This is a genomic window from Stutzerimonas stutzeri, from assembly GCF_002909485.1.
GTDB classification, from domain to species: domain Bacteria; phylum Pseudomonadota; class Gammaproteobacteria; order Pseudomonadales; family Pseudomonadaceae; genus Stutzerimonas; species Stutzerimonas stutzeri_AH.
The window spans coordinates 398,587-420,002 of sequence record NZ_PPXG01000003.1; the positions used below are offsets into that span (position 1 = coordinate 398,587).

The window sequence follows — 21,416 nt, forward strand, 5'->3', positions numbered from 1 at the left end:
GCGGTGTGCCGAGAAAGGCGCCTGAAGCCGCTCAGCGAGCGGCGTAGTCCAGCACGATGCCAGCAAGAATCGCCAGCCCCGCCCAATGGTTGTGCAGGAAGGCCTTGAAACAGGCCTGCGGCTTGCGCGACTTGGTCTTCCAGAACTCCCAGGCAAAGCACCCGGCCGCAACGACCAGGCCGAGGTGGAACCACTGGCCGAGTTCGAAGCGCACGCCTGCGAGCAGCAGGCAGAACAGCGCCAGACCCTGCAGCGTGACGATGATGACGCGGTCTGCTTCGCCGAAGAGGATGGCAGTGGACTTGATGCCGATCTTCAGATCATCGTCGCGATCCGCCATGGCGTAGTAGGTGTCATAGGCCACCGTCCACAACAGGTTGGCGATGAACAGCAGCCAGGCTTCGGGCGGCAGGCTGCCGGTTTCGGCCGTGAAGGCCATCGGCATGCCCCAGGAGAACGCCGCACCGAGCACCACTTGCGGGTAGAAGGTGTAGCGCTTCATGAATGGGTAGCAGGCGGCCAGGGCCAGGGCGCCGAAGGACAAGTAGACGGTTGCCGCGTTGGTCAGCAGTACCAGCCCGAAACTCAGGCCCACCAGCACGGCGAACAGCGTCCAGGCCTCGCGCGAACTGATCTTGCCGGCGGCCATGGGGCGCGTCTGCGTGCGTTGCACATGGCCGTCGAAGTTGCGGTCGGCGAAGTCGTTGATCACGCAGCCTGCCGCACGCATCAGGATCACGCCGGTGACGAAGATGAACAGGTTCTTCGCGCTGGGTATGCCTTCGGCGGCGATCCACAGCGCCCACAGCGTCGGCCACAGCAGCAGATAGGTACCGATTGGCCGGTCCAGGCGCATCAGCTGGATGAAGTCCCAGGCGCGCGGGTGCAGGCGGTTGCTCGATTGCAGCAGTTTCAGGTACATCAGCGGCTCTCCTTGGCGGAAGGGGCATGTAGAGCGGCGTGCTCAGGGCTTGATGGCGGCCTGCCACAGCTCGGGGAGGAACACCTCGGCAACCAGTACACCGAGCTGATTCTGGCTGAAGCACGAACGGCGTGCCCAGAGGCCGTCGACACGGCACGCATTCGGTAGCCAGTGCGATGGGTACTGGCAGGCCTCAAGCGTGCCGCGAGTGAACGCCGGATTGCTGAACAGCAGCTCGCCCAGCGAGCGATTGCCCAGGCTTTGCAGGTCGAGGCCGGATTCAGCCAGTTGCGCTCGCGCAGCAACGCTACGAGCGAATACCCATGGCTGGCCGTGACCGCACAGATACACCTCGCGCACCCAACCTTCGCTTTCTGCCGGCACACCGAGCGCGGCACATTCGTCGGTGCGCAGGGGCTGCCAGGCTTCGTGCAGGGGCGTCACGCTGAAAGCGCCATCGGCCAGCTCGGTCAGGCGGCGGGTCAGCGAGCCCTTTTCGACGTACAGCCAGTCATGCAGGGCGGGATCGAGGGGGGCGGGCAGGCGGTCGGCACTAAGCCAGTCATGAATTTCGGACACGGTGCGTCAGAGCTAGCGAAAAGAGCGGCGAGTCTAGCACGCGCCTCGGCCGCGGCAGGACCAGGCGACTTCGCTGCAGCGGTCTGAGCAGAAGAGGCTGTAGCAGCGCTCGGCTGGCGCTACAACAGCGTCAGGTCCAGCCTTCCAAGCGCATGGTAGCGCGCACCAGGCGCTGTTCCTCCTGCTCGATCTCCTTGAGGTTGTCGCGAATACCGTGGATATGGTCGCGTGCGGCGCGCTGGGCCTGTTCGGGCAGGCGTTCGATCACAGCGTGGTAGAGCCGTGAATGCTGGCGGTCGATCTGCCGTTTCTGCGCTGGGCGATGGTAGAGGTTGTTCACCGAGGCGAACACGGTGCTTAGCATCAGGTCGGTCAGCGACTGCAGCGTATGTACCAGCACCGGGTTATGCGAGGCCTCGCAGATGGCCAGATGGAAGGCGTGGTCAAGGCGGGCATGCTCACGTGGGTCGGCACCTGCCTCGCTGGTATGCGCGGCGAGCATTTCTTCGTAGCGCCTGCCAAGCAGGACGAAATCCGCGTCGGTGCCGCGCAATGCTGCCAGCCGGGCTGATTCGCTTTCGAGCAGGGCGCGTACTTCCAGCAGGTCATAGAGCGTGCGTGGCTGCGATTTGAACAGGTGCATCAGCGGGCTGGCATCGTGGTTGCCGGAAAGCTCGGCAACGAATGAGCCGCGACCCTGGGACGTCTCGATGATGCCGCGGCCACGCAGAACACGTAGACCCTCACGCAACGCAGAGCGGGATATGCCCAGCTTTTCGCACAGACGCCGCTCTGATGGCAGCGCCTGCCCGACCTTCAGTACGCCGTCGACGATCAGCCGCTCAATGCGTTCGGCGACGACGTCGGCGACTTGACGACGATCATTGTGGTTTTCGTTCTGCATGCCTCTCGCTCTCCACTGGTAGGACCAGTTGGAAGGGAGTTTAACCCTAATATCATAGAGCTAGTAATAACGGCGTCTGGAGAGGTGTTAGGTAGTGCCTTCCATCGGGCAACTACAAAAAACTGGTAGGACCAGTTGCATGGCTCATGGACTGACGCCCATCTTCGACGTTAAAGATGCGTCATTCCACCGCAGTCGTTCGTGCTGGCTGCAACCCACGAGAACGGAACCTGTCATGAACATTCTCTACGACGAACGTGTCGATGGTGTGTTGCCAAAGGTCGACAAGGCTGCCTTGCTGGCCGAGCTGCAGGCGCAGCTGCCCGACCTGGACATCCTCCATCGTAGCGAGGACCTCAAGCCTTATGAGTGCGATGGGCTTTCCGCCTACCGCACCACGCCACTGCTGGTGGTGTTGCCCGAGCGTATCGAGCAGGTTGAGACGTTGCTCAAACTCTGTAACCAGCGTGGCGTGCCGGTGGTTGCCCGCGGTGCCGGCACGGGCCTGTCCGGCGGCGCGCTGCCGCTGGAGCAGGGCATCCTGCTGGTGATGGCGCGTTTCAACAAGATTCTCGAAGTCGACCCCGCCGGTCGCTTCGCCCGTGTCCAGCCCGGCGTGCGCAACCTGGCGATTTCCCAGGCTACGGCGCCCTATGAGCTGTATTACGCGCCGGATCCTTCGTCGCAGATCGCCTGCTCCATCGGCGGTAACGTCGCCGAGAACGCTGGCGGCGTGCACTGCCTGAAGTACGGCCTGACCGTGCACAACCTGCTCAAGGTGGACACCCTCACCGTCGAGGGCGAGCGCATGACGCTCGGCTCCGATGCGCTGGATTCGCCGGGCTTCGACCTGCTGGCGCTGTTCACCGGCTCCGAGGGCATGCTCGGTATCGTCACCGAGGTGACGGTCAAGCTGCTGCCCAAGCCGCAGGTGGCCAAGGTGCTGCTCGCTGCCTTCGACTCGGTGGAGAAGGCCGGGCGTGCGGTCGGCGACATCATCGCCGCCGGCATCATCCCCGGCGGCCTGGAAATGATGGACAACCTGTCGATTCGCGCTGCCGAAGACTTCATCCATGCTGGCTACCCGGTGGATGCCGAGGCCATCCTGCTCTGCGAGCTGGACGGCGTCGAAGCCGATGTTCACGACGACTGCGCGCGAGTCAGCGAAGTGCTGAAGCTGGCTGGCGCCACCGAAGTGCGCCTGGCCAAGGACGAAGCCGAGCGCGTGCGTTTCTGGGCCGGGCGCAAGAACGCCTTCCCGGCGGTCGGGCGCATCTCGCCGGACTACTACTGCATGGACGGCACCATTCCGCGGCGCGAGCTGCCGGGCGTGCTCAAGGGGATTTCCGACCTCTCCGAGCAGTTCGGTCTGCGCGTGGCCAACGTGTTCCATGCCGGCGACGGCAACATGCACCCGCTGATCCTCTTCGATGCCAACCAGCCCGGTGAGCTGGAGCGCGCCGAAGACCTGGGCGGCAAGATTCTCGAGCTGTGCGTGAAGGTGGGCGGCAGCATCACCGGCGAACACGGCGTCGGCCGCGAAAAGATCAATCAGATGTGCTCGCAGTTCAATGCCGATGAGCTGACGCTGTTCCACGCGGTGAAAGCGGCATTCGACCCGAGCGGCCTGCTCAACCCGGGCAAGAACATCCCGACTCTGCATCGCTGCGCCGAATTTGGCCGCATGCACATCCACAACGGCGAGCTGCCTTTCCCTGAACTGGAGCGTTTCTGATGTCCGTAATCGCCAACGACGCCAGCGCGCAGTTGCTGGATCAGGTCAACCAGGCGCTAGCCGCCAAGACGCCGCTGCGCATTCAGGGCAGCGGCAGCAAGGCCTTCCTCGGACGACAAACCGAAGGTGTACTGCTCGATACTCGTGAGCACCGTGGCATCGTCACCTACGACCCCACCGAGCTGGTGGTCACCGTTCGCGCTGGCACGCCGCTTGCGGAGCTGGAAGCGGCGCTGGATGCTGCAGGGCAGATGCTGCCTTGCGAACCGCCGCACTTCGCCGAAGGCGCCACTGTCGGTGGCATGATCGCCGCCGGGCTGTCCGGCCCGCGTCGCCCGTGGAGCGGTTCGGTGCGCGATTTCGTGCTCGGCTCGCGGGTCATCACCGGCCAGGGCAAGCACCTGCGTTTCGGTGGCGAGGTGATGAAGAACGTCGCCGGCTACGACCTGTCGCGCCTGATGGCCGGCAGCTTCGGTTGCCTCGGCGTACTCACCGAAGTCTCGCTCAAGGTGCTGCCCAAGCCACGCCTGTGCACCAGCCTAAGACTGGAAATCGACCTCGACCGCGCGCTGCTCAAGCTTGCCGAGTGGGGCCAGCAGCCGATCCCGATCAGCGCCGCCAGCCACGACGGCCGGGCGTTGCATCTGCGTCTGGAAGGCGGCGAAGGCTCGGTGGGGGCGGCACGCGAGCGTATCGGTGGCGAGGATCTCGACCCCGGTTACTGGAACGACCTGCGCGAGCAGCACCTGGCCTTCTTCGCCGATCCGCGTCCGCTATGGCGCCTGTCGCTGCCGAACAACACGCCGGCGCTCGGCTTGCCGGGCGATCAGCTGGTGGACTGGGCCGGCGCCCAGCGCTGGCTGAAGTCCGATGCCGACGCGGTGACCATCCGTGGGATCGCCATCGAAGTCGGCGGCCATGCCACCTGTTTTACCGCTGGTGCCACGACGAATCCGTTCCAGCCGCTGTCCGTACCGCTGCTGCGCTATCACCGCCAGCTCAAGGCCGCGCTTGATCCGCAGGGGATATTCAACCCCGGCCGCATGTATTCCGAGGTCTGATATGCAAACCAATCTGAGCGAAGCGGCCAAGCGGTTGCCGCGCGCCGAGGAAGCCGAAAGCATCCTGCGCTCCTGCGTGCACTGCGGCTTCTGCAATGCCACCTGTCCGACCTACCAGCTGCTGGGCGACGAGCTGGACGGCCCGCGCGGGCGCATCTACCTGATGAAGCAGATGTTCGAAGGCGGCGAGGTGACCGAGAGCACCCAGCTGCACCTGGACCGCTGCCTGACCTGCCGCAACTGCGAGACCACCTGCCCGTCCGGGGTGAAGTACCACAACCTGCTGGACATCGGCCGTGACTTCATCGAGCAGCAGGTGCAGCGCCCGTTGGGCGAGCGTGTGCTGCGCGGTGGCCTGCGCACGGTGATCCCGCGTCCGGGCCTGTTCAAGGCACTGCTGGGCGCCGGCAATGCGCTGAAGCCACTGATGCCCGCGTCACTGAAGGACCACCTGCCGCGCGAGATCCGCCCGGCCAAGCCGCGCCCGCAGGTCATGCACAACCGTCGCGTGCTGATGCTCGAAGGCTGCGTGCAGCCGAGCCTGTCGCCGAGCACCAACGCTGCCGCGGCGCGGGTACTCGACCGCCTCGGCATCAGCGTCAGCCCGGCGCGCGAAGCCGGTTGCTGCGGCGCGGTGGATTACCACCTCAACGCCCAGGATGCCGGCCTGGACCGCGCACGGCGCAATATCGACGCCTGGTGGCCAGCCATCGAAGCGGGTGCCGAAGCCATCGTGCAGACCGCCAGCGGCTGCGGTGCCTTCGTCAAGGAATACGGTCACCTGCTCAAGGATGACCCGGCCTACGCCGCCAAGGCCGCCCGCGTCAGCGAGCTGGCCAAGGACCTGGTTGAGGTTTTGCGCAGCGCCGAGCTGGAAAAACTGGACGTGCGCGCCGACAAGCGCATGGCCTTCCATTGCCCCTGCACCCTGCAGCACGCACAGAAGCTCGGTGGCGCGGTCGAAGACGTGCTGTCACGCCTGGGCTACCAACTCACTGCGGTACCGGATGCGCACCTGTGCTGCGGCTCGGCCGGCAGCTATTCGATCACCCAGCCGGAGATTTCCCACCAGCTGCGTGACAACAAGCTCAACGCGCTGGAGAGCGGCAAGCCGGAAGTGATCGTCACCGCCAACATCGGCTGCCAGACCCACCTCGATGGTGCCGGCCGTACGCCGGTCAAGCATTGGATCGAAGTGGTCGAGGAATCGATGCAGTAGCAATGCCTCATGGTTCGGTCGCCCACCCAGGGCGTCCAACGAACAACCGAAATACGAAGACAGGAGAATCGAGATGAAAAGCAAAGCCGTACTGAGCCAGACCGAAGTCGCCACCATCCTCGCCGCCGCCCGTGCCGAAGCGCAGGCCAACGGCTGGGCCGTGACCATCGTCGTCGCCGACGACGGCGGCCATCCGCTGGCGCTGGAGCGTCTGGACGGCTGCGCGCCGATCGCCTCCTACATCGCCACCGAGAAGGCCCGCAGCTCGGCCCTCGGCCGCCGCGAAACCAAGGGTTACGAAGACATGGTCAACGGTGGCCGCAGCGCCTTCCTCTCCGCGCCGGTGGTTTGCTCGCTGGAAGGCGGCGTGCCGGTGGTAGTCGATGGTCAGGTGGTCGGCTCGGTCGGCGTCTCCGGCGTGACCGCCGCCCAGGACGCCCAGATCGCCAAGGCCGGCGTCGCCGCCCTGACCAACTGAACAGACAAGGAGAGCGACAGATGACCGAGCGTGTAACCCTGGGCCGCCTGCAAGTGGCGGCCAATCTGCAGCGTTTCATCGAAGACGAAGTCCTGCCGGGCACCGGTATCGAGGCCGCGACCTTCTGGCATGGCCTGGACGCCCTGGTCCATGACCTGGCGCCGAAGAACCGTGAGCTGCTCGCCGAGCGCGACCGCCTGCAGGTCGAGCTGGACTCCTGGCACAAGGCCAACCCGGGCCCGATCAGGGACATGGCTGCTTATCGCGCCTTCCTCGAATCCATCGGCTACCTGCTGCCGGTGCCGGGCGAGGTGAAGATCGAGACCGCCAACGTCGACAGCGAGATCGCCACTCAGGCCGGCCCGCAGCTGGTGGTGCCGATCATGAACGCGCGCTACGCGCTGAACGCCGCCAACGCCCGCTGGGGCTCGCTGTATGACGCGCTTTACGGCACCGATGCCATCTCCGAAGAGGGCGGTGCGCAGAAGGGGCCCGGCTACAACGAAGTCCGTGGCGCCAAGGTCATCGCTTACGCGCGCAACTTCCTTGATCAGGCCGCGCCGCTGGCGCAGGGCAGTCACGCCGACGCCACCGCCTACCGCATTCAGGACGGCCAGCTGAAGGTCACCCTGGAGAACGGCAGCGTCACCGGCCTCAAGCAGCCGGAAAAATTCGTCGGCTTCCAGGGTGAAGCGGTCGAGCCAAAGGCCGTGCTGCTGAAGAACAACGGCCTGCACATCGAAATCCAGATCGATCCGAACAGCCCGATCGGCCAGACCGATGCCGCTGGCGTGAAGGACCTGCTGGTCGAGTCCGCCGTTTCCACCATTCTCGATTGTGAAGACTCGGTCGCCGCGGTGGATGCCGACGACAAGGTGCTGGCCTACCGCAACTGGCTGGGCATCGCTCAGGGCAGTCTCAGCGAGGAGGTGGCCAAGGGTGGCTCGAGCTTCGTACGCCGCCTGAACCCAGACCGCGAGTACAGCGCACCGAATGGTGGTGAGCTGAAACTGCACGGGCGTTCGCTGCTGTTCGTTCGCAACGTCGGTCACCTGATGACCAACCCGGCGATACTGCTGGAAGACGGCCGCGAGATTCCCGAAGGTATCATGGACGGTGTGTTCACCAGCCTGATCGCCAAGCACGACCTCAAGCGCAAGGGCAACTCGCGCACCGGCAGCGTCTACATCGTCAAGCCGAAGATGCACGGGCCGAAGGAAGTCGCCTTCGCCGACGAGCTGTTCGGTCGCGTCGAGGACCTGATCGGTGTGCCGCGCTACACCCTGAAGATGGGCATCATGGACGAGGAGCGCCGCACCAGCGCCAACCTCAAGGCCTGTATCGCCGCGGCCAAGCACCGCGTGGCGTTCATCAACACGGGCTTTCTCGACCGTACCGGCGACGAGATGCACACCTGCATGGAAGCCGGCCCGGTGCTGCGCAAAGGCGACATGAAATCCACACCGTGGATCCAGTCCTACGAGCGCAACAATGTGCTGGTCGGTCTAGCCTGCGGCCTGCGCGGCAAGGCGCAGATCGGCAAGGGCATGTGGGCCATGCCGGACCTGATGGCGGCCATGCTCGAGCAGAAGATCGATCATCCGAAATCCGGCGCCAACACCGCCTGGGTGCCGTCGCCGACCGGCGCCACCCTGCACGCGCTGCACTACCACCAGGTGAACGTGCAGGCCGTGCAGAGCGAGCTGGAGAAGATCGACCTGGCTGCCGAGCGCGATCAGCTGCTCAACGATCTGCTGACCATTCCGGTGGTCGCCGAAGACAACTGGAGCGCCGAGGAGAAGCAGCAGGAGCTGGACAACAACTGCCAGGGCATCCTCGGTTACGTGGTGCGCTGGGTCGAACAGGGCGTCGGTTGCTCCAAGGTCCCGGACATCCACAACGTCGGCCTGATGGAAGACCGCGCCACCCTGCGTATCTCCAGCCAGCACATTGCCAACTGGCTGCATCACGGTGTGGTCAGCCGCGAGCAGGTTCAGGAGACCCTGGAGCGCATGGCCAAGGTGGTGGACCAGCAGAACGCCGGTGATCCGCTCTATCGCGCCATGTCCAGCGACTACACTCAGTCGATCGCTTTCCAGGCGGCGTCGGATCTGGTGTTCAAGGGCCGCGAGCAGCCGTCCGGCTACACCGAGCCGCTGCTGCATGCATGGCGCCAGCGTTACAAGGCAAACCAGGCCTGAACGGCTAGGAGGCCGCGTGCTGCCGGAGGCTCGGCGTACGCGGTGCAGGACAGCAGCCCCAGGCGCCAATTGGCGTCCGGGGCTTTCGAGCATTGGCGTCGAGGTTACGGCCTCGGCGCTGCGAGACGCACCGTGAGGGGGCGTTTCATGCGAAGCACCGGGCACGCCCGGACACATTAGAAGCGGTTCACAACAAAAACACAGGGACCCAACAAATGAGTCAAACACTACTGTCCATCCTGGCCTTCGTGCCGCTGGTGCTGGCGGGTGTGCTGCTGATCGGCTTTCGCTGGCCGGCCAAGTACGCCATGCCGCTGGTATTCGTCCTCACTGCGCTGATCGGTCTGCTGGCCTGGGACATGACCCTCAACCGGGTCATCGCCTCAACCTTGCAGGGCCTGATCCTTACCGCGGCGATCCTCTGGATCATCTTCGGTGCGATTCTGCTGCTCAACACGCTGAAACACTCGGGGGGGATCAGTTCGATTCGGCGTGGCTTCTCCAACGTCAGCCCTGACCGTCGTGTTCAGGTGCTGATCGTCGCCTGGCTGTTCGGCTGCTTCATCGAGGGGGCCTCGGGCTTCGGCACGCCAGCGGCGGTGGCGGCTCCGCTGATGGTCGCACTGGGCTTCCCGGCACTGGCGGCGGTGGTCATGGGGATGATGGTGCAGTCCACGCCGGTGTCATTCGGTGCGGTAGGCACACCGATCCTGGTCGGTGTCGGTGCGGGTCTGGACAAGACTGGCATCAGCGAACAGCTGGCGGCGGTGGGCAGTAACTGGGAGGTGTTCTTCCACCTGATCTTCTCGCGCGTCGCGATCATCCATGCGCTGTGCGGAATCCTCATGCCGCTGATCATGGTCAGCATCATGACCCGCTATTTCGGTCGCAACAAATCCTGGACCGAAGGTCTGGCGGTTGCGCCGTTCGCCGTGTTCACCGGTCTGGCCTTCGTCATTCCGTACGCGGCCGCCGGCGTGTTCCTCGGTCCGGAGTTCCCGTCGATGATCGGTGCGCTGGTCGGTCTGGCCATCGTCGTGCCGGCTGCCAAGGCCGGGTTCCTGCTGCCCAAGGACACCTGGGATTTCGCCCCGGCGAAGGAATGGCCGTCCGAATGGATGGGCAAGATCGAAATGAAGATCGAGGACGTCGCTGGCAAGACGCCGATCTCCGTGCCGATGGCTTGGGCGCCGTATCTCGTGCTGGCCGGGCTGCTGGTTGCCTCGCGGGTGTTCCCGGACTTCAAGGCGCTGCTGATGTCATTCACCTTCGGCTGGAAGGACATCCTTGGCGAAACCGGCGTGTCCGGCACGCTGGAGCCGCTGTACCTGCCGGGTGGCATTCTTTGCATGGTGGTGTTGATTACCTTCTTCCTGCATCGCATGAAGGCGCAGGAGCTGGGCGCGGCGATCTCCGAGTCGAGCAAGACTCTGCTCGGCGCGGGCTTCGTGCTGATCTTCACCATTCCGATGGTGCGGATCCTGATCAACTCCGGCGTGAATGGCTCCGATCTGGTGTCCATGCCGGTGGCGATGGCGCAGCTGGTGGCCAATAGCGTGGGCGGCGTCTATCCGTTCTTCGCACCTGCGGTCGGTGGGCTGGGAGCCTTCATCGCCGGTTCCAACACCGTGTCCAACCTCATGCTGTCGCAATTCCAGTTCAACACCGCGGGCCTGCTGGGTCTGTCCGGTGCACTGATGGTGGCGTTGCAGTCGGTGGGCGCGGCGGCAGGCAACATGATCGCCATTCACAACGTGGTGGCGGCGTCGGCCACGGTCGGCCTGCTCGGTCGCGAAGGGATCACCCTGCGCAAGACCATGTTGCCGACCCTGTACTACCTCATCTTGGCCGGCACCATCGGCATGATCGGGTTCTACGTAATGGGTATCAGCGATCCGCTGGCCGGTGCTGCAGGCTGAGCCTGACGGTATCGCGACGGGCGGCCTAGGCCGCCCGTTTTCATTTGTGGGATTGGTGCGGCGCGCCGTTCTGGTATAGCGTGCGTCGCAGTCGACAGAGCATCGAGGTTACGCATGAAGAAATGGCAATGTGTGGTGTGCGGCTATATCTATGACGAAGCGCTGGGCGTCCCGGAAGAGGGCATCGCGCCGGGGACCGCTTGGGAAGACGTGCCGGAAGACTGGATGTGCCCGGACTGCGGCGTCGGCAAGATGGACTTCGAAATGATCGCCATCGGCTGATCTCTTTCGCAACGCTTCACTGGAGGACAAGATCGTGAGCGCACCTGTAGTCATCATCGGCACCGGCCTGGCCGGCTACAACCTGGCCCGGGAATTTCGCAAGCTGGACCCGCAAACACCCCTGTTGCTGATTACCGCCGATGACGGGCGCTCCTACTCCAAGCCGCTGCTGTCCACCGGCTTCGCCGCCAACAAGAACGCCGAAAGCCTGGGTATGGCTACGGCCGGCGCAATGGCCGAGCAGCTCAACGCGGAAATTCGCACGCATACCCGCGTGACTCGCCTCGACCCGGCGAATCGGCGCGTCTGGATCGGCAACGAGCCGGTGCCATACCGCGACCTGGTACTGGCCTGGGGCGCGCAAACGATCCAGGTGCCAGTCGCAGGCGATGCCGCCGACGCGATCTTCCCCATCAACGACCTGCATGATTACGGCCGCTTCCGCGCTGCGGTGGCCGGCAACCGTCGGGTGCTGATCCTCGGTGCCGGGCTGATTGGCTGTGAATTCGCCAATGACCTGCTGCTGGGTAGCCACAAGGTCGATCTGGTCGCGCCTAGCGAGCAGGTCATGCCCGGCCTGCTGCCACCCGAAGCGGCCCAGGCGGTTAGAAATGGCTTGGAAGGTATCGGCGCGCGCTTCCATCTGGGTTGCACGCTGCAGCATTTGCAGCGCAGTGAGGACGGGCTGCAGGCGACGCTTTCCGATGGGCGCCGGCTTACTTGCGATCTGGTGGTCAGTGCCGTCGGGCTGCGCCCACGTACCGAGCTTGCCGCCGAGGCGGGGCTCGATGTGGCACGTGGCATCGTCGTCAATCGCCTGTTGCAGACCTCGGCGGCGCACGTCTATGCCCTGGGCGATTGCGCTGAAGTGGAGGGGCTGAACCTCCTTTATGTGATGCCTTTGATGGCCGGTGCGCGGGCCCTCGCTAAAACGCTGTTTGGCAATCCTACCTTCGTCAGTTACGGCCCCATGCCGGTCACGGTAAAGACTCCCGCATGTCCGGTAGTGGTCTCTCTGCCTGCAGTCGGAGCTGAGGGCGACTGGACCGTCGACGCCCATGGCAATGACGTCAAAGCCCTCTATCTCGGCTCTTCCGGGCAGCTGCTTGGTTATGCCCTGACGGGGGCGGCCGTGCAGGAACGACTGGCGCTAAATAAGCAGCTGCCGCCGGTATTGGCGGAACTACCGCAAATTCTGTCGTTAAAGTCCCCAGGCTGATGCTGTAAGGCGTCCAGCGGGACTGGCGCAGGTGCTAGCGTCGTGCCATTCTCCATGGGTCTGCCGCAGCCTAGAGCTGTTGCAGCGCCTTTAGCGCTGTTCTTGTGAACAGTACGGACACAACAACAAAAACGTCTCAGAGGCTCCCCATGCGTAAACCGGAACTCGCCGCAGCCATTGCCGAGAAGGCCGATCTGTCCAAGGACCAGGCCAATCGCGTACTCAACGCCGTGCTGGATGAAATCACCAACGCGCTGAACCGTAAGGACAGCGTAACCCTTGTTGGTTTCGGCACCTTCGTTCAGCGTCACCGTGGCGCCCGCACCGGGAAAAACCCGCAAACCGGGCAACCGGTTACCATCAAGGCCAGCAATACCGTCGCCTTCAAGCCCGGCAAGATGCTCAAAGACGCGGTCAACTGACGCTGCGCCAACCCGGAGCCAGCGAGCTCCGGGTCAACCTGACCACCCGGTCTGCCTCGGACCCGCTCGTATCCATCCTTTCCCCTGCCGACCAAGCCACTACAATGCGGCCTTTTCTCGTACCGGTCGGGACATCACCATGAAATTCCGCTTTCTGCTTTGGATGCTGGGCCGCCTGATGGCCAAGGCCAGCCGTACCAATTCCGAGTTCCAGCAGCAGCTGGGCGACAAGGATCTGAGCTTCCAGCTGCATACGCTGGACGGCAAGGTGGCTCGGCATTTTGTCGTGAAGAACCAGCGCATCACCAGCAAGAGTGGCCCGGCAAGTGAGCCGGCATTCTCCCTCGGCTTCAAGGACGCCGCCTATGGCTTCGCCACCATGACAGCGAAGAACAAGCAGCTGGCGTTCATGCAGGGGATTCAGAACAAGGACATCCAGATTCAGGGGGATCCGGCGCTGGTGATGTGGTTTCAGGGGCTGATGAAGTATCTGAAGCCGAAAAAGAAGAAGTAGTTTCGCCCCGAGTCCACGATTCGGCGCGCCCTGTGGGGTTGGACTTGTCCGCGAATGATGCTGGCTCGCTGGTCGGTATGAGCACGCCGCGCTTTCCTCAGCTGGGACTACAGGGTGCGCCGAGGAAAGCGCCACGCTTCACTCAAGCCTGGGTGCCAACCCTAACCGGACAAGCGCTATTTCTACGCTCCCTCCCGCCAAACCCTCGCCTCATTCTTCAACCAATCCCGAAACGCCACCAGCCCCGCCGACTCCACCTTGCGCTCCGGAATCATCAGGTAATACGCCCGCGTTTCGCTGCGATAGGCATGTGGATGCGCGAGCACCAACCGCCCTTCGGCCAGCTCTCGCTGGATCAGGAACGGCGGAATTAGCGCCACCCCCATGCCGTGCTCGGCCGCCTGCGCCAGCATGGAGAACAGCTCCAGCCGCGGACCGGTCATGTCGCGGGCGACTTTCAGCTCCAGCGAATCGAACCACTGGCGCCAGGCATAGGGCCGGGTGGTCTGCTGCAGCAGCGGTATTTCGGCCAGGGCCTGGGTGGTGAGCTGCTGACCGTCGCGCAGCAGGGTGGGGCTACACACAGGCTGCAGGTCCTCGGGCATCAGGTAGTACGCTTCGGTACCTGACCAGTCGGCATCGCCGAAGTAGATGGCCGCGTCGAACTCGGTATCGGCGAAGAGGAAGGGCCGGGTACGGTTGGTCAGGTTCACCGTGATCTCCGGATGCAGCGCCTGGAAATGCCTGAGGCGCGGCACCAGCCACTGCGTGCCGAAGGTCGGCACCACAGCCAGCTCCAGGCTCATGGCGCCTTGCTGGCCCATCACCGACAGCGTATCGCGCTCCACCGCGTCCAGCTGCGCGGCGATGCGGCGGGCGTAGGACTGGCCGGCAGCAGTCAGCTTCACGCCGCGCCGCGAACGGCGGAACAGCGCCAGGCCGAGAAATTCCTCCAGCCCGCCGATCTGCCGGCAGATGGCGCTTTGGGTCAGTGCCAGCTCGTCGGCCGCGCGGGTGAAACTCTCGTGGCGGGCGGCGGCCTCGAAGGCGATCAGCGCGGCAGTGCTGGGAATCTTGCGGCGCATTATGCAAAGACCTCACGGGATAAGCCTGATAATGGACGCAGAGCTTATCGCGGAGTGAGCGAAACGCACAGTTTGGTGCGAAATCCTCGTTTGCGACGCACCCTAGCGGCGCCTAGGATCAGCTCATCCCGCCCGCGCAACCGCGGTGCCGAAGACAACAAGAGGAGCCCCCATGGCCGGCAAAGCAAGCTTCAACTGGATCGACCCGCTGCTGCTCGATCAGCAGCTGACCGAAGAAGAACGCATGGTGCAGGGCAGCGCCGCGCAGTTCGCCGCCGACAAGCTGGCGCCGCGGGTGCTGGAAGCCTTCCGCCATGAACAGACCGATCCGGCGATCTTCCGCGAGATGGGCGAGACCGGCCTGCTCGGCGCGACCATTCCCGAAGCCTACGGCGGCAGCGGCCTCAATTACGTGTGCTACGGCCTGATCGCCCGCGAGGTCGAACGCGTCGACTCCGGCTACCGCTCGATGATGAGTGTGCAGTCGTCCCTGGTGATGGTGCCGATTTACGAGTTCGGCAACGAGGCGACCAAACAGAAGTACCTGCCCAAGCTCGCCAGCGGCGAATACATCGGCTGCTTCGGCCTGACCGAGCCGAACCACGGTTCCGACCCTGGCAGCATGGTCACCCGAGCGAAGAAGGTCGACGGCGGCTATCGCCTGACCGGCAGCAAGATGTGGATCACCAACAGCCCGATCGCCGATGTCTTCGTCGTTTGGGCCAAGGATGACGCCGGCGAGATCCGCGGCTTCGTGCTGGAAAAGGGCTGGGAAGGGCTGTCCGCCCCGACGATCCACGGCAAGGTCGGATTGCGCGCCTCGATCACCGGCGAGGTCGTCATGGACAACGTGTTCTGCCCGGAAGAGAACGCTTTCCCGGATGTGCGCGGCCTGAAAGGGCCGTTCACCTGCCTGAACAGTGCCCGCTATGGCATCAGCTGGGGTGCGCTGGGCGCCGCCGAGTTCTGCTGGCACACCGCGCGCCAGTACGTGCTCGACCGCCAGCAGTTCGGTCGCCCGCTGGCCGCCAACCAGCTGGTCCAGAAGAAGCTCGCCGACATGCAGACCGAGATCACCCTGGCCTTGCAGGGCTGTCTGCGCCTCGGCCGGATGAAGGACGAGGGCACCGCGGCGGTGGAGATCACCTCGATCATGAAGCGTAACAGTTGTGGCAAGGCGCTGGACGTGGCGCGCATGGCCCGCGACATGCTGGGCGGCAACGGTATCAGCGACGAATTCGGTGTGGCCCGGCATCTGGTCAACCTGGAGGTGGTGAACACCTACGAGGGCACCCATGACGTGCACGCGCTGATCCTAGGCCGCGCGCAGACCGGCATTCAGGCGTTCTTCTGAAACTGCTCCCCTCGTCCTGTGGGAGAGGGGCTGGGGGTGAGGGCGCTTGGCACGGCCCATGGTTCTCTCACCCGGCCCTCTCCCAGAGGGAGAGGGTGCTTGCACCGTCCAATAGCCTGTGAGGTTTTCCATGCCCGGCGCCTTGTTCCATATCCGCGTGCTCGACCTGTCCCGCGTGCTCGCCGGGCCCTGGTGCGGGCAGATTCTCGGTGATCTCGGCGCCGAGGTGATCAAGATCGAGCGCCCCGGCACCGGCGACGATACCCGCCATTGGGGGCCGCCCTATCTCAAGGATCAGCACGGCGAGAACACGTCGGAGGCGGCCTATTACCTGACCGCCAACCGCAACAAGCAGTCGCTGACCGTCGATTTCACCCGGCCCGAGGGCCAGCGCATCATCCGCGAACTGGTTTTGCAGTGCGACGTGCTGCTGGAGAACTTCAAGGTCGGCGGGTTGGCCGCTTACGGCTTGGATTACGCTAGCCTGAAAGCCGTTAATCCGCGGCTGATTTATTGCTCGATCACCGGTTTTGGTCAGGATGGGCCCTACGCCGGGCGCGCCGGCTACGACTTCATGATCCAGGGCCTCGGCGGGCTGATGAGTCTGACTGGGCGCAGCGATGCGGAGGAGGGTGCCGGCCCGGTCAAGGTCGGGGTGGCGCTGACCGATATCCTCACCGGTTTATACGCTACCGTCGGCGTGCTCGCCGCGCTGGCGCACCGCGAACGCAGTGGCGAAGGCCAGCATGTTGATACGGCGCTGCTCGATGTGCAGGTAGCCTGCCTCGGCAACCAGGCGCTGAACTACCTCACCACCGGCGTGGCGCCCAAACGCATGGGCAATGCCCATCCGAACATTGTGCCCTATCAGGATTTCCCCACCGCCGATGGCGACATCATCCTCACCGTCGGCAACGACGGTCAGTTCCGCAAGTTCTGCGAGGTGGCGGGGCGGCCGGAGTGGGCGGACGATCCGCGCTTCGCCAGCAACCGCGCGCGGGTCGCCCATCGCGCCGAACTGATTCCGCTGATTCGCCAGGTCACGGTGTTCCGCACTACGGCCGAATGGGTCAGTGCGCTGGAGCAGGCCGGCGTGCCCTGTGGGCCGATCAACGATCTGGCGCAGGTATTCGCCGACCCGCAGGTGCAGCATCGCGGGCTGAAAGTCGAGATGCCGCATCCGCTAGCCGGCAGCGTGCCGCAGGTCGCCAGTCCGCTGCGCCTGTCGGCCACGCCAGTGGATTACCGCAATCCGCCGCCGCTGCTGGGCGAGCACAGCGAGGCGCTGTTGCAGCGCCTGCTGGGCATGAATGACGAGCAGATCGCCGGCCTGCGCGCGGCCAGAGTTATCTAGCTTGGAGGCTATCTGGCTCAGAAGCCTTCCAGCACGATCTTGCCCTTGGCCTTGCCGCTTTCCAGCAGGGCATGAGCACGGCGCAGGTTGGCCGCGTTGATGGTGCCGAAGTGCTCGCCGAGGGTGGTGCGCAGCACGCCCTGATCGACCAGCTCGCTGACGCGCTGCAGCAGGAGGTGTTGCTCGATCATGTCCGGCGTCTCGAACAGCGAGCGGGTGAACATCAGTTCCCAGTGCAGCGACAGGCTCTTGCGCTTGAGCTTCATCACGTCCAGCGGCTGGGCCGGATCGTCTATCAGCGCCAGGCGGCCCTGCGGCGTCAGCGCCTCGACCAGCTGATCGAAGTGCTGATCGGTCTGGGTCAGGCTGGCGACATGGCTGACGCTGGCGAAACCGGCGCGCTGCAGCTCGGCGTGCAACGGCTGGCTATGGTCGATGACATGGTGCGCGCCCAGTTCACGCGACCAGGCCTGGGTCTCCGGGCGCGAGGCGGTGGCGATCACGCTGACCTCGGTGAGCTGACGGGCCAGCTGCAGCATGATCGAACCGACGCCGCCGGCAGCACCGACGATCAGCAGCTGCTGCCCTGCGCCCTGGCCTTCGACCAGTTGCAGGCGCTCGAACAAGAGTTCCCAGGCGGTGATGGCGGTCAGCGGCAGCGCGGCGGCTTCGGCGAAGCTCAGCGTCTGCGGCTTGCGCCCGACGATGCGCTCGTCCACCAGATGGCGTTCGCTGTTGCCGCCGGCGCGAGCGATGGAGCCGGCGTAGAACACCTCGTCGCCGACCTTGAACAGGCTGGTCTCGTCGCCCACTGCGACCACCACGCCGGCCACGTCCCAGCCCAGCACCTTCGGCTGACCGGCCTCGGGCTGGGTGTTGCGGCGTACCTTGGTGTCCACCGGGTTGACCGAAATGGCGCGCACCTCCACCAGCAGGTCGCGCGGGCCGGGCACCGGCTCTGGTAGCTCCACGTCCTGCAGGGCACGGGGATCGTCGATGGCAAGAGAATCGAAGTAGGCGACCGCTTTCATGCTGTTGCTCCATAGGGTTCGGTTGAGTGCGGGCATGCTCGTTTATTTGACTCGGCGGAAAAACGTGGCGATAAGCGAGGCTCTTTCAACGGAATATTGAAAATGCTGCGTATCGATGACCTACAGCTTTTTGTCCGCACTGCGGACAGCGGCAGTCTGTCTGCGGCCGCGCGGACGCTGGATGTTTCCCCCGCGGTGGCCAGCGCCGCGCTCAAGCGCCTCGAAGCCTCGCTCGACGTTCGACTGTTCGTACGCTCCACACGCAGCCTGCGCCTCACCGCTGAGGGCGAGCTGTACCTCGGCCACGCCCGTGCGGCGCTGGCTAGTCTGACCGAGGGGGCGCAGTCGCTGGCGGGTGGTCGAGAAGCGATCAGCGGCATGTTGCAGCTGTCGGCGCCGTCGGATTTTGGTCGCAATGTGCTGCTGCCCTGGCTGGAAGCTTTTCAGACCAGCCATCCGCAACTGCAGGTACGGCTGCTGCTGGGTGACGGGCTGACCGACCTGTTTCGCCAGCCAGTGGACATCGCCTTGCGATACGGCGCGCCGGAGGATTCCAGCCTGGTGGCATTGCCGATCGCTGCCGACAATCGGCGCGTGCTCTGCGCCTCGCCGGCTTATCTGCAAAGGCGCGGCGCGCCGCAGCGGCTGGAGGAGCTGGCCGCGCATAACTGCCTGCGCTTCATGCTCGCCGGGCGCGTGCATGACCGCTGGTGTTTTCAGGAAGGTCGGCGTGCGCTCACCGTGCAGGTCGGCGGCGATCGGGTCAGCGACGATGCCGACGTGGTGCGTCGCTGGGCGCTGGCTGGCGCCGGAGTGGCATACAAGTCCTGGCTCGACATCGCCGATGACGTAGCGGCGGGCCGCCTGCAGGTGCTCCTGCCTGATTGCCTCGGCGAGGCTGCGCCGCTCAGCATGCTTTGCGCCCATCGTGCGCAGTTGAGCAAACCGGTGCGGCTGTTGCGCGAATATCTGCAGACCTGCTGCGCAGCGCTGTCGACGCGCGCGCCCTGGCATCTTTAGAACCGTTATTCGTGCTTGAGCTGTGAGCTTTTGTTGCGCGCGTGAACTCTTATGGCGTTTGGCTATTCTTATCTGCGTACTGGTTAACAGAATGGACAAGCGCATCATGCAAACGCAGCGTTTTCGCTACACCTGGCAACTGACTGCCGTGATCTTCCTCTCCTGGCTGCTGGCCGGCTGCGGGGTCAACAACATTCCTACCTATGACGAGCAGGTGAAAGCCGCCTGGTCGCAGGTGGAGAACCAGTACCAGCGCCGCGCCGACCTGATACCGAACCTGGTCGAAACGGTCAAGGGATTCGCCCGTCAGGAGCAGGAAACCCTTACCGCCGTGGTCGAGGCGCGGGCCAAGGCCACGTCTATTCAGGTCGATGCGAGCACGCTCGATGATCCGCAGAAGCTGCAGCAGTTCCAGCAGGCGCAGAATCAGCTGACCGGTGCCCTGAGCCGATTGATGGCGGTGTCCGAGCGCTATCCGGATCTGAAATCGAATCAGAACTTCCTGGCCTTGCAGTCGCAGCTCGAGGGCACGGAAAACCGCATCGCAGTGGCGCGTCGCGACTTCATCGCTGCGGTCGAGCGCTACAACACCGAGATCCGTACGTTCCCCGGCCGCATCTGGCACACGCTGATGTATAGCGACATGCCGATCCGCGAGAACTTCGAGGCCACGGCCGAGAATGCCGAGCAAGCGCCTCAAGTGCAATTTCAATGACCTCCAGGTTTCCGCTACTGCTGATTCTGTTGCTCTGGGCGGGAAGTCTCGTCGCCCAAGAGACCGAGCTGCCGGCGCTGACCGGCCGTGTGGTTGATCGCGCCGAGCTGCTCGACACCCAGGCCGAAGCGCGCCTGACCAGCATGCTGGCCGGGCACGAGCAGGCGACGGGCGAACAGGTCGTGGTGGTGACGGTGCCTGACCTCGGGGGGCGCAGCATCGAGGAGTTCGGTCTGGAACTCGGCCGCAGCTGGGGTATAGGCCAGAAGGACGAGGACACCGGAGCGCTGCTGATCGTCGCTCGCGACGATCGCAAGATCCGCATCGAGGTCGGCTACGGCTTGGAAGGTCGACTGACCGATGCGCAGTCCTCAGTGATCATTAATCGGATCATCGCGCCGGCATTCCAGCGCGGCGACTTCACCGCCGGGATCATCGAAGGGGCGGAGGCGATCGTTACCGTGCTCGGGGGCGACCCGCTGCCGGCTGAATTGCGTCCCGTCATGCCCATGGGTCAGGAGCAGCCTGGTGGCCTCGGCATCCTTGGCTTCTTCCTCATGCTGGTAGTGATCTTCGTCATCGGCGGGGGGCGCGGCGGCCGCGGTGGTGGTGGTCGTGCATTGCTGCTAGGCGCCCTGTTGGGTGGCATGGGGAGAGGCGGTGGCGGCTTTGGCGGCGGTGGATTCGGCGGTGGTGGCTTCGGTGGGGGAGGTGGCGGTTTCGGTGGCGGTGGCGCTTCCGGCGGCTGGTAAATCAATGATGGATGAACGATGACCTTACTGAGCGAAAGCGAACTGCAACAAGTGGCCGAGGCGATAGAGCGAGTCGAACGCACCACTGATGCCGAACTGGTGACGGTGCTGGCCGCGCGCGCCGATGATTACCATTACATTCCGTTGCTTTGGGCGAGCCTGATCGCGTTGCTGCTGCCTGGCGCGCTGCTGTTCTTCAGCGGCTGGCTGGGCGCCTGGCAACTGCTGCTGGTGCAGTGGGCGACCTTTATCGTGCTGGCCGTGCTGTTCCGCATGCCGGCGTTGACCAGCCGCATGATTCCACGCTCCGTGCGTTGCTGGCGTGCTTGCAACCTGGCGCGGCGGCAGTTTATCGAGCTCAACCTTCACCACACCGATGCCGACACCGGGGTGCTGATCTTTGTGTCGGAAGCCGAGCGTTACGTGGAGATTCTGGTAGATCGCGGCATTTCCAGTAGGATCGACAATGCTGCGTGGGAGTCGATCGTCGCCTGCTTCACCGATCGAGTGAAGCAGGGGCAGGTGCTGGAGGGGTTTCTTGGCTGCATCGAGGCCAGTGGTGCACTACTGGCGCAGCATGTGCCGAAGACTCACGAGCGCGACGAGCTGCCCAACCGCCTGGTGTTGCTGCCCTGAGGGAGCGGCCGCTG

Annotated in this window: 21 protein-coding genes; 16 read left to right on the top strand and 5 right to left on the bottom strand. The window is 64.4% G+C overall.

Annotation, left to right across the window (positions count from 1 at the left end):
- Positions 1 to 31: 31 nt before the first annotated feature.
- The 3 genes from ubiA to glcC form a co-directional block, all read right to left on the bottom strand.
- A complete protein-coding gene (gene ubiA, locus CXK91_RS09285; protein WP_103455867.1) occupies positions 32 to 922 on the bottom strand; it encodes a 4-hydroxybenzoate octaprenyltransferase in 891 nt (296 codons plus the stop codon).
- A gap of 42 nt (positions 923 to 964) precedes the next feature.
- Complete coding sequence (locus tag CXK91_RS09290) at positions 965 to 1,501, bottom strand: chorismate--pyruvate lyase family protein (protein WP_103455868.1); 537 nt, start codon at positions 1,499 to 1,501, stop codon at positions 965 to 967.
- Between the two features lie 130 nt (positions 1,502 to 1,631).
- Entirely contained in the window at positions 1,632 to 2,405 is a 774-nt protein-coding gene (glcC, locus tag CXK91_RS09295; RefSeq protein ID WP_103455869.1) for a transcriptional regulator GlcC, read from the bottom strand.
- 235 nt (positions 2,406 to 2,640) lie between these two features.
- Between glcC and glcD the strand changes: the two genes are divergently transcribed.
- The 10 genes from glcD (at position 2,641) to CXK91_RS09345 (ending at position 13,455) form a co-directional block, all read left to right on the top strand.
- Positions 2,641 to 4,140, top strand: coding sequence for a glycolate oxidase subunit GlcD (gene glcD / locus CXK91_RS09300; RefSeq protein WP_103455870.1), 1,500 nt, complete (start codon positions 2,641 to 2,643; stop codon positions 4,138 to 4,140).
- The gene (gene glcE, locus CXK91_RS09305) at positions 4,140 to 5,201 is read left to right on the top strand and encodes a glycolate oxidase subunit GlcE (protein WP_103455871.1); all 1,062 of its coding nucleotides are present in this window, start codon (positions 4,140 to 4,142) and stop codon (positions 5,199 to 5,201) included. The genes glcD and glcE overlap by 1 nt, the downstream gene beginning before the upstream one ends.
- 1 nt (position 5,202) lies before the next feature.
- Complete coding sequence (glcF, locus tag CXK91_RS09310) at positions 5,203 to 6,420, top strand: glycolate oxidase subunit GlcF (RefSeq protein ID WP_103455872.1); 1,218 nt, start codon at positions 5,203 to 5,205, stop codon at positions 6,418 to 6,420.
- Positions 6,421 to 6,493: 73 nt separating this feature from the next.
- Complete coding sequence (locus tag CXK91_RS09315) at positions 6,494 to 6,898, top strand: heme-binding protein (RefSeq protein WP_103455873.1); 405 nt, start codon at positions 6,494 to 6,496, stop codon at positions 6,896 to 6,898.
- A gap of 20 nt (positions 6,899 to 6,918) precedes the next feature.
- Positions 6,919 to 9,099 carry a malate synthase G gene (locus CXK91_RS09320; protein WP_103455874.1) on the top strand — a complete coding sequence of 727 codons (2,181 nt, stop codon included), beginning with the start codon at positions 6,919 to 6,921 and terminating at the stop codon, positions 9,097 to 9,099.
- A 215-nt stretch (positions 9,100 to 9,314) separates the two neighbouring features.
- Positions 9,315 to 11,018 (top strand): L-lactate permease, encoded by a 1,704-nt coding sequence (locus CXK91_RS09325; RefSeq protein WP_103455875.1) that lies wholly within the window; start codon positions 9,315 to 9,317, stop codon positions 11,016 to 11,018.
- A gap of 114 nt (positions 11,019 to 11,132) precedes the next feature.
- Positions 11,133 to 11,300, top strand: coding sequence for a rubredoxin (locus tag CXK91_RS09330; RefSeq protein ID WP_103455876.1), 168 nt, complete (start codon positions 11,133 to 11,135; stop codon positions 11,298 to 11,300).
- A 34-nt stretch (positions 11,301 to 11,334) separates the two neighbouring features.
- On the top strand, positions 11,335 to 12,519 hold the full coding sequence (locus CXK91_RS09335) for an NAD(P)/FAD-dependent oxidoreductase (RefSeq protein ID WP_103455877.1): 1,185 nt from the start codon (positions 11,335 to 11,337) through the stop codon (positions 12,517 to 12,519).
- A gap of 149 nt (positions 12,520 to 12,668) precedes the next feature.
- Positions 12,669 to 12,941 (top strand): HU family DNA-binding protein, encoded by a 273-nt coding sequence (locus CXK91_RS09340; protein WP_003283322.1) that lies wholly within the window; start codon positions 12,669 to 12,671, stop codon positions 12,939 to 12,941.
- 139 nt (positions 12,942 to 13,080) lie between these two features.
- The gene (locus CXK91_RS09345; RefSeq protein WP_103455878.1) at positions 13,081 to 13,455 is read left to right on the top strand and encodes an SCP2 sterol-binding domain-containing protein; all 375 of its coding nucleotides are present in this window, start codon (positions 13,081 to 13,083) and stop codon (positions 13,453 to 13,455) included.
- Positions 13,456 to 13,637: 182 nt separating this feature from the next.
- On the opposite strand, the gene CXK91_RS09350 is transcribed toward CXK91_RS09345, so the two are convergent.
- Positions 13,638 to 14,540: a LysR family transcriptional regulator gene (locus tag CXK91_RS09350; protein WP_103455879.1), complete on the bottom strand. Its 903-nt coding sequence runs from the start codon at positions 14,538 to 14,540 to the stop codon at positions 13,638 to 13,640.
- Positions 14,541 to 14,712: 172 nt separating this feature from the next.
- Here CXK91_RS09350 and CXK91_RS09355 point away from each other — a divergent pair, with 172 nt between their 5' ends.
- On the top strand, positions 14,713 to 15,894 hold the full coding sequence (locus tag CXK91_RS09355) for an acyl-CoA dehydrogenase (RefSeq protein ID WP_103455880.1): 1,182 nt from the start codon (positions 14,713 to 14,715) through the stop codon (positions 15,892 to 15,894).
- A 130-nt stretch (positions 15,895 to 16,024) separates the two neighbouring features.
- The gene (locus tag CXK91_RS09360) at positions 16,025 to 17,248 is read left to right on the top strand and encodes a CaiB/BaiF CoA transferase family protein (protein ID WP_103455881.1); all 1,224 of its coding nucleotides are present in this window, start codon (positions 16,025 to 16,027) and stop codon (positions 17,246 to 17,248) included.
- Between the two features lie 17 nt (positions 17,249 to 17,265).
- On the opposite strand, the gene CXK91_RS09365 is transcribed toward CXK91_RS09360, so the two are convergent.
- Complete coding sequence (locus CXK91_RS09365; RefSeq protein WP_103455882.1) at positions 17,266 to 18,279, bottom strand: zinc-binding alcohol dehydrogenase family protein; 1,014 nt, start codon at positions 18,277 to 18,279, stop codon at positions 17,266 to 17,268.
- A 102-nt stretch (positions 18,280 to 18,381) separates the two neighbouring features.
- Between CXK91_RS09365 and CXK91_RS09370 the strand changes: the two genes are divergently transcribed.
- The 4 genes from CXK91_RS09370 (at position 18,382) to CXK91_RS09385 (ending at position 21,402) form a co-directional block, all read left to right on the top strand.
- Positions 18,382 to 19,299, top strand: coding sequence for a LysR family transcriptional regulator (locus tag CXK91_RS09370; RefSeq protein WP_103455883.1), 918 nt, complete (start codon positions 18,382 to 18,384; stop codon positions 19,297 to 19,299).
- Between the two features lie 91 nt (positions 19,300 to 19,390).
- Positions 19,391 to 20,014, top strand: a complete 624-nt coding sequence (locus CXK91_RS09375) for a LemA family protein (protein ID WP_181003933.1) — start codon at positions 19,391 to 19,393, stop codon at positions 20,012 to 20,014.
- Positions 20,011 to 20,766 (top strand): TPM domain-containing protein, encoded by a 756-nt coding sequence (locus tag CXK91_RS09380; RefSeq protein ID WP_103455884.1) that lies wholly within the window; start codon positions 20,011 to 20,013, stop codon positions 20,764 to 20,766. The genes CXK91_RS09375 and CXK91_RS09380 overlap by 4 nt, the downstream gene beginning before the upstream one ends.
- Before the next feature lie 18 nt (positions 20,767 to 20,784).
- Positions 20,785 to 21,402, top strand: a complete 618-nt coding sequence (locus CXK91_RS09385) for a TPM domain-containing protein (protein WP_103455885.1) — start codon at positions 20,785 to 20,787, stop codon at positions 21,400 to 21,402.
- The last annotated feature ends 14 nt before the right edge of the window (positions 21,403 to 21,416 follow it).

Excerpts from the sequence above, each read along its gene's own strand:
- CXK91_RS09315 (WP_103455873.1), top strand. The coding sequence starts at position 6,494 with ATGAAAAGCAAAGCCGTACTGAGCCAGACCGAAGTCGCCACCATCCTC.
- CXK91_RS09330 (WP_103455876.1), top strand. The coding sequence starts at position 11,133 with ATGAAGAAATGGCAATGTGTGGTGTGCGGCTATATCTATGACGAAGCG.
- CXK91_RS09350 (WP_103455879.1), bottom strand. The coding sequence starts at position 14,540 with ATGCGCCGCAAGATTCCCAGCACTGCCGCGCTGATCGCCTTCGAGGCC.
- CXK91_RS09355 (WP_103455880.1), top strand. The coding sequence starts at position 14,713 with ATGGCCGGCAAAGCAAGCTTCAACTGGATCGACCCGCTGCTGCTCGAT.
- CXK91_RS09345 (WP_103455878.1), top strand. The coding sequence starts at position 13,081 with ATGAAATTCCGCTTTCTGCTTTGGATGCTGGGCCGCCTGATGGCCAAG.
- CXK91_RS09340 (WP_003283322.1), top strand. The coding sequence starts at position 12,669 with ATGCGTAAACCGGAACTCGCCGCAGCCATTGCCGAGAAGGCCGATCTG.
- CXK91_RS09380 (WP_103455884.1), top strand. The coding sequence starts at position 20,011 with ATGACCTCCAGGTTTCCGCTACTGCTGATTCTGTTGCTCTGGGCGGGA.
- glcC (WP_103455869.1), bottom strand. The coding sequence starts at position 2,405 with ATGCAGAACGAAAACCACAATGATCGTCGTCAAGTCGCCGACGTCGTC.
- CXK91_RS09360 (WP_103455881.1), top strand. The coding sequence starts at position 16,025 with ATGCCCGGCGCCTTGTTCCATATCCGCGTGCTCGACCTGTCCCGCGTG.
- CXK91_RS09365 (WP_103455882.1), bottom strand. The coding sequence starts at position 18,279 with ATGAAAGCGGTCGCCTACTTCGATTCTCTTGCCATCGACGATCCCCGT.
- CXK91_RS09375 (WP_181003933.1), top strand. The coding sequence starts at position 19,391 with ATGGACAAGCGCATCATGCAAACGCAGCGTTTTCGCTACACCTGGCAA.
- CXK91_RS09325 (WP_103455875.1), top strand. The coding sequence starts at position 9,315 with ATGAGTCAAACACTACTGTCCATCCTGGCCTTCGTGCCGCTGGTGCTG.
- glcD (WP_103455870.1), top strand. The coding sequence starts at position 2,641 with ATGAACATTCTCTACGACGAACGTGTCGATGGTGTGTTGCCAAAGGTC.
- CXK91_RS09320 (WP_103455874.1), top strand. The coding sequence starts at position 6,919 with ATGACCGAGCGTGTAACCCTGGGCCGCCTGCAAGTGGCGGCCAATCTG.
- ubiA (WP_103455867.1), bottom strand. The coding sequence starts at position 922 with ATGTACCTGAAACTGCTGCAATCGAGCAACCGCCTGCACCCGCGCGCC.
- CXK91_RS09370 (WP_103455883.1), top strand. The coding sequence starts at position 18,382 with ATGCTGCGTATCGATGACCTACAGCTTTTTGTCCGCACTGCGGACAGC.
- CXK91_RS09385 (WP_103455885.1), top strand. The coding sequence starts at position 20,785 with ATGACCTTACTGAGCGAAAGCGAACTGCAACAAGTGGCCGAGGCGATA.
- glcE (WP_103455871.1), top strand. The coding sequence starts at position 4,140 with ATGTCCGTAATCGCCAACGACGCCAGCGCGCAGTTGCTGGATCAGGTC.
- glcF (WP_103455872.1), top strand. The coding sequence starts at position 5,203 with ATGCAAACCAATCTGAGCGAAGCGGCCAAGCGGTTGCCGCGCGCCGAG.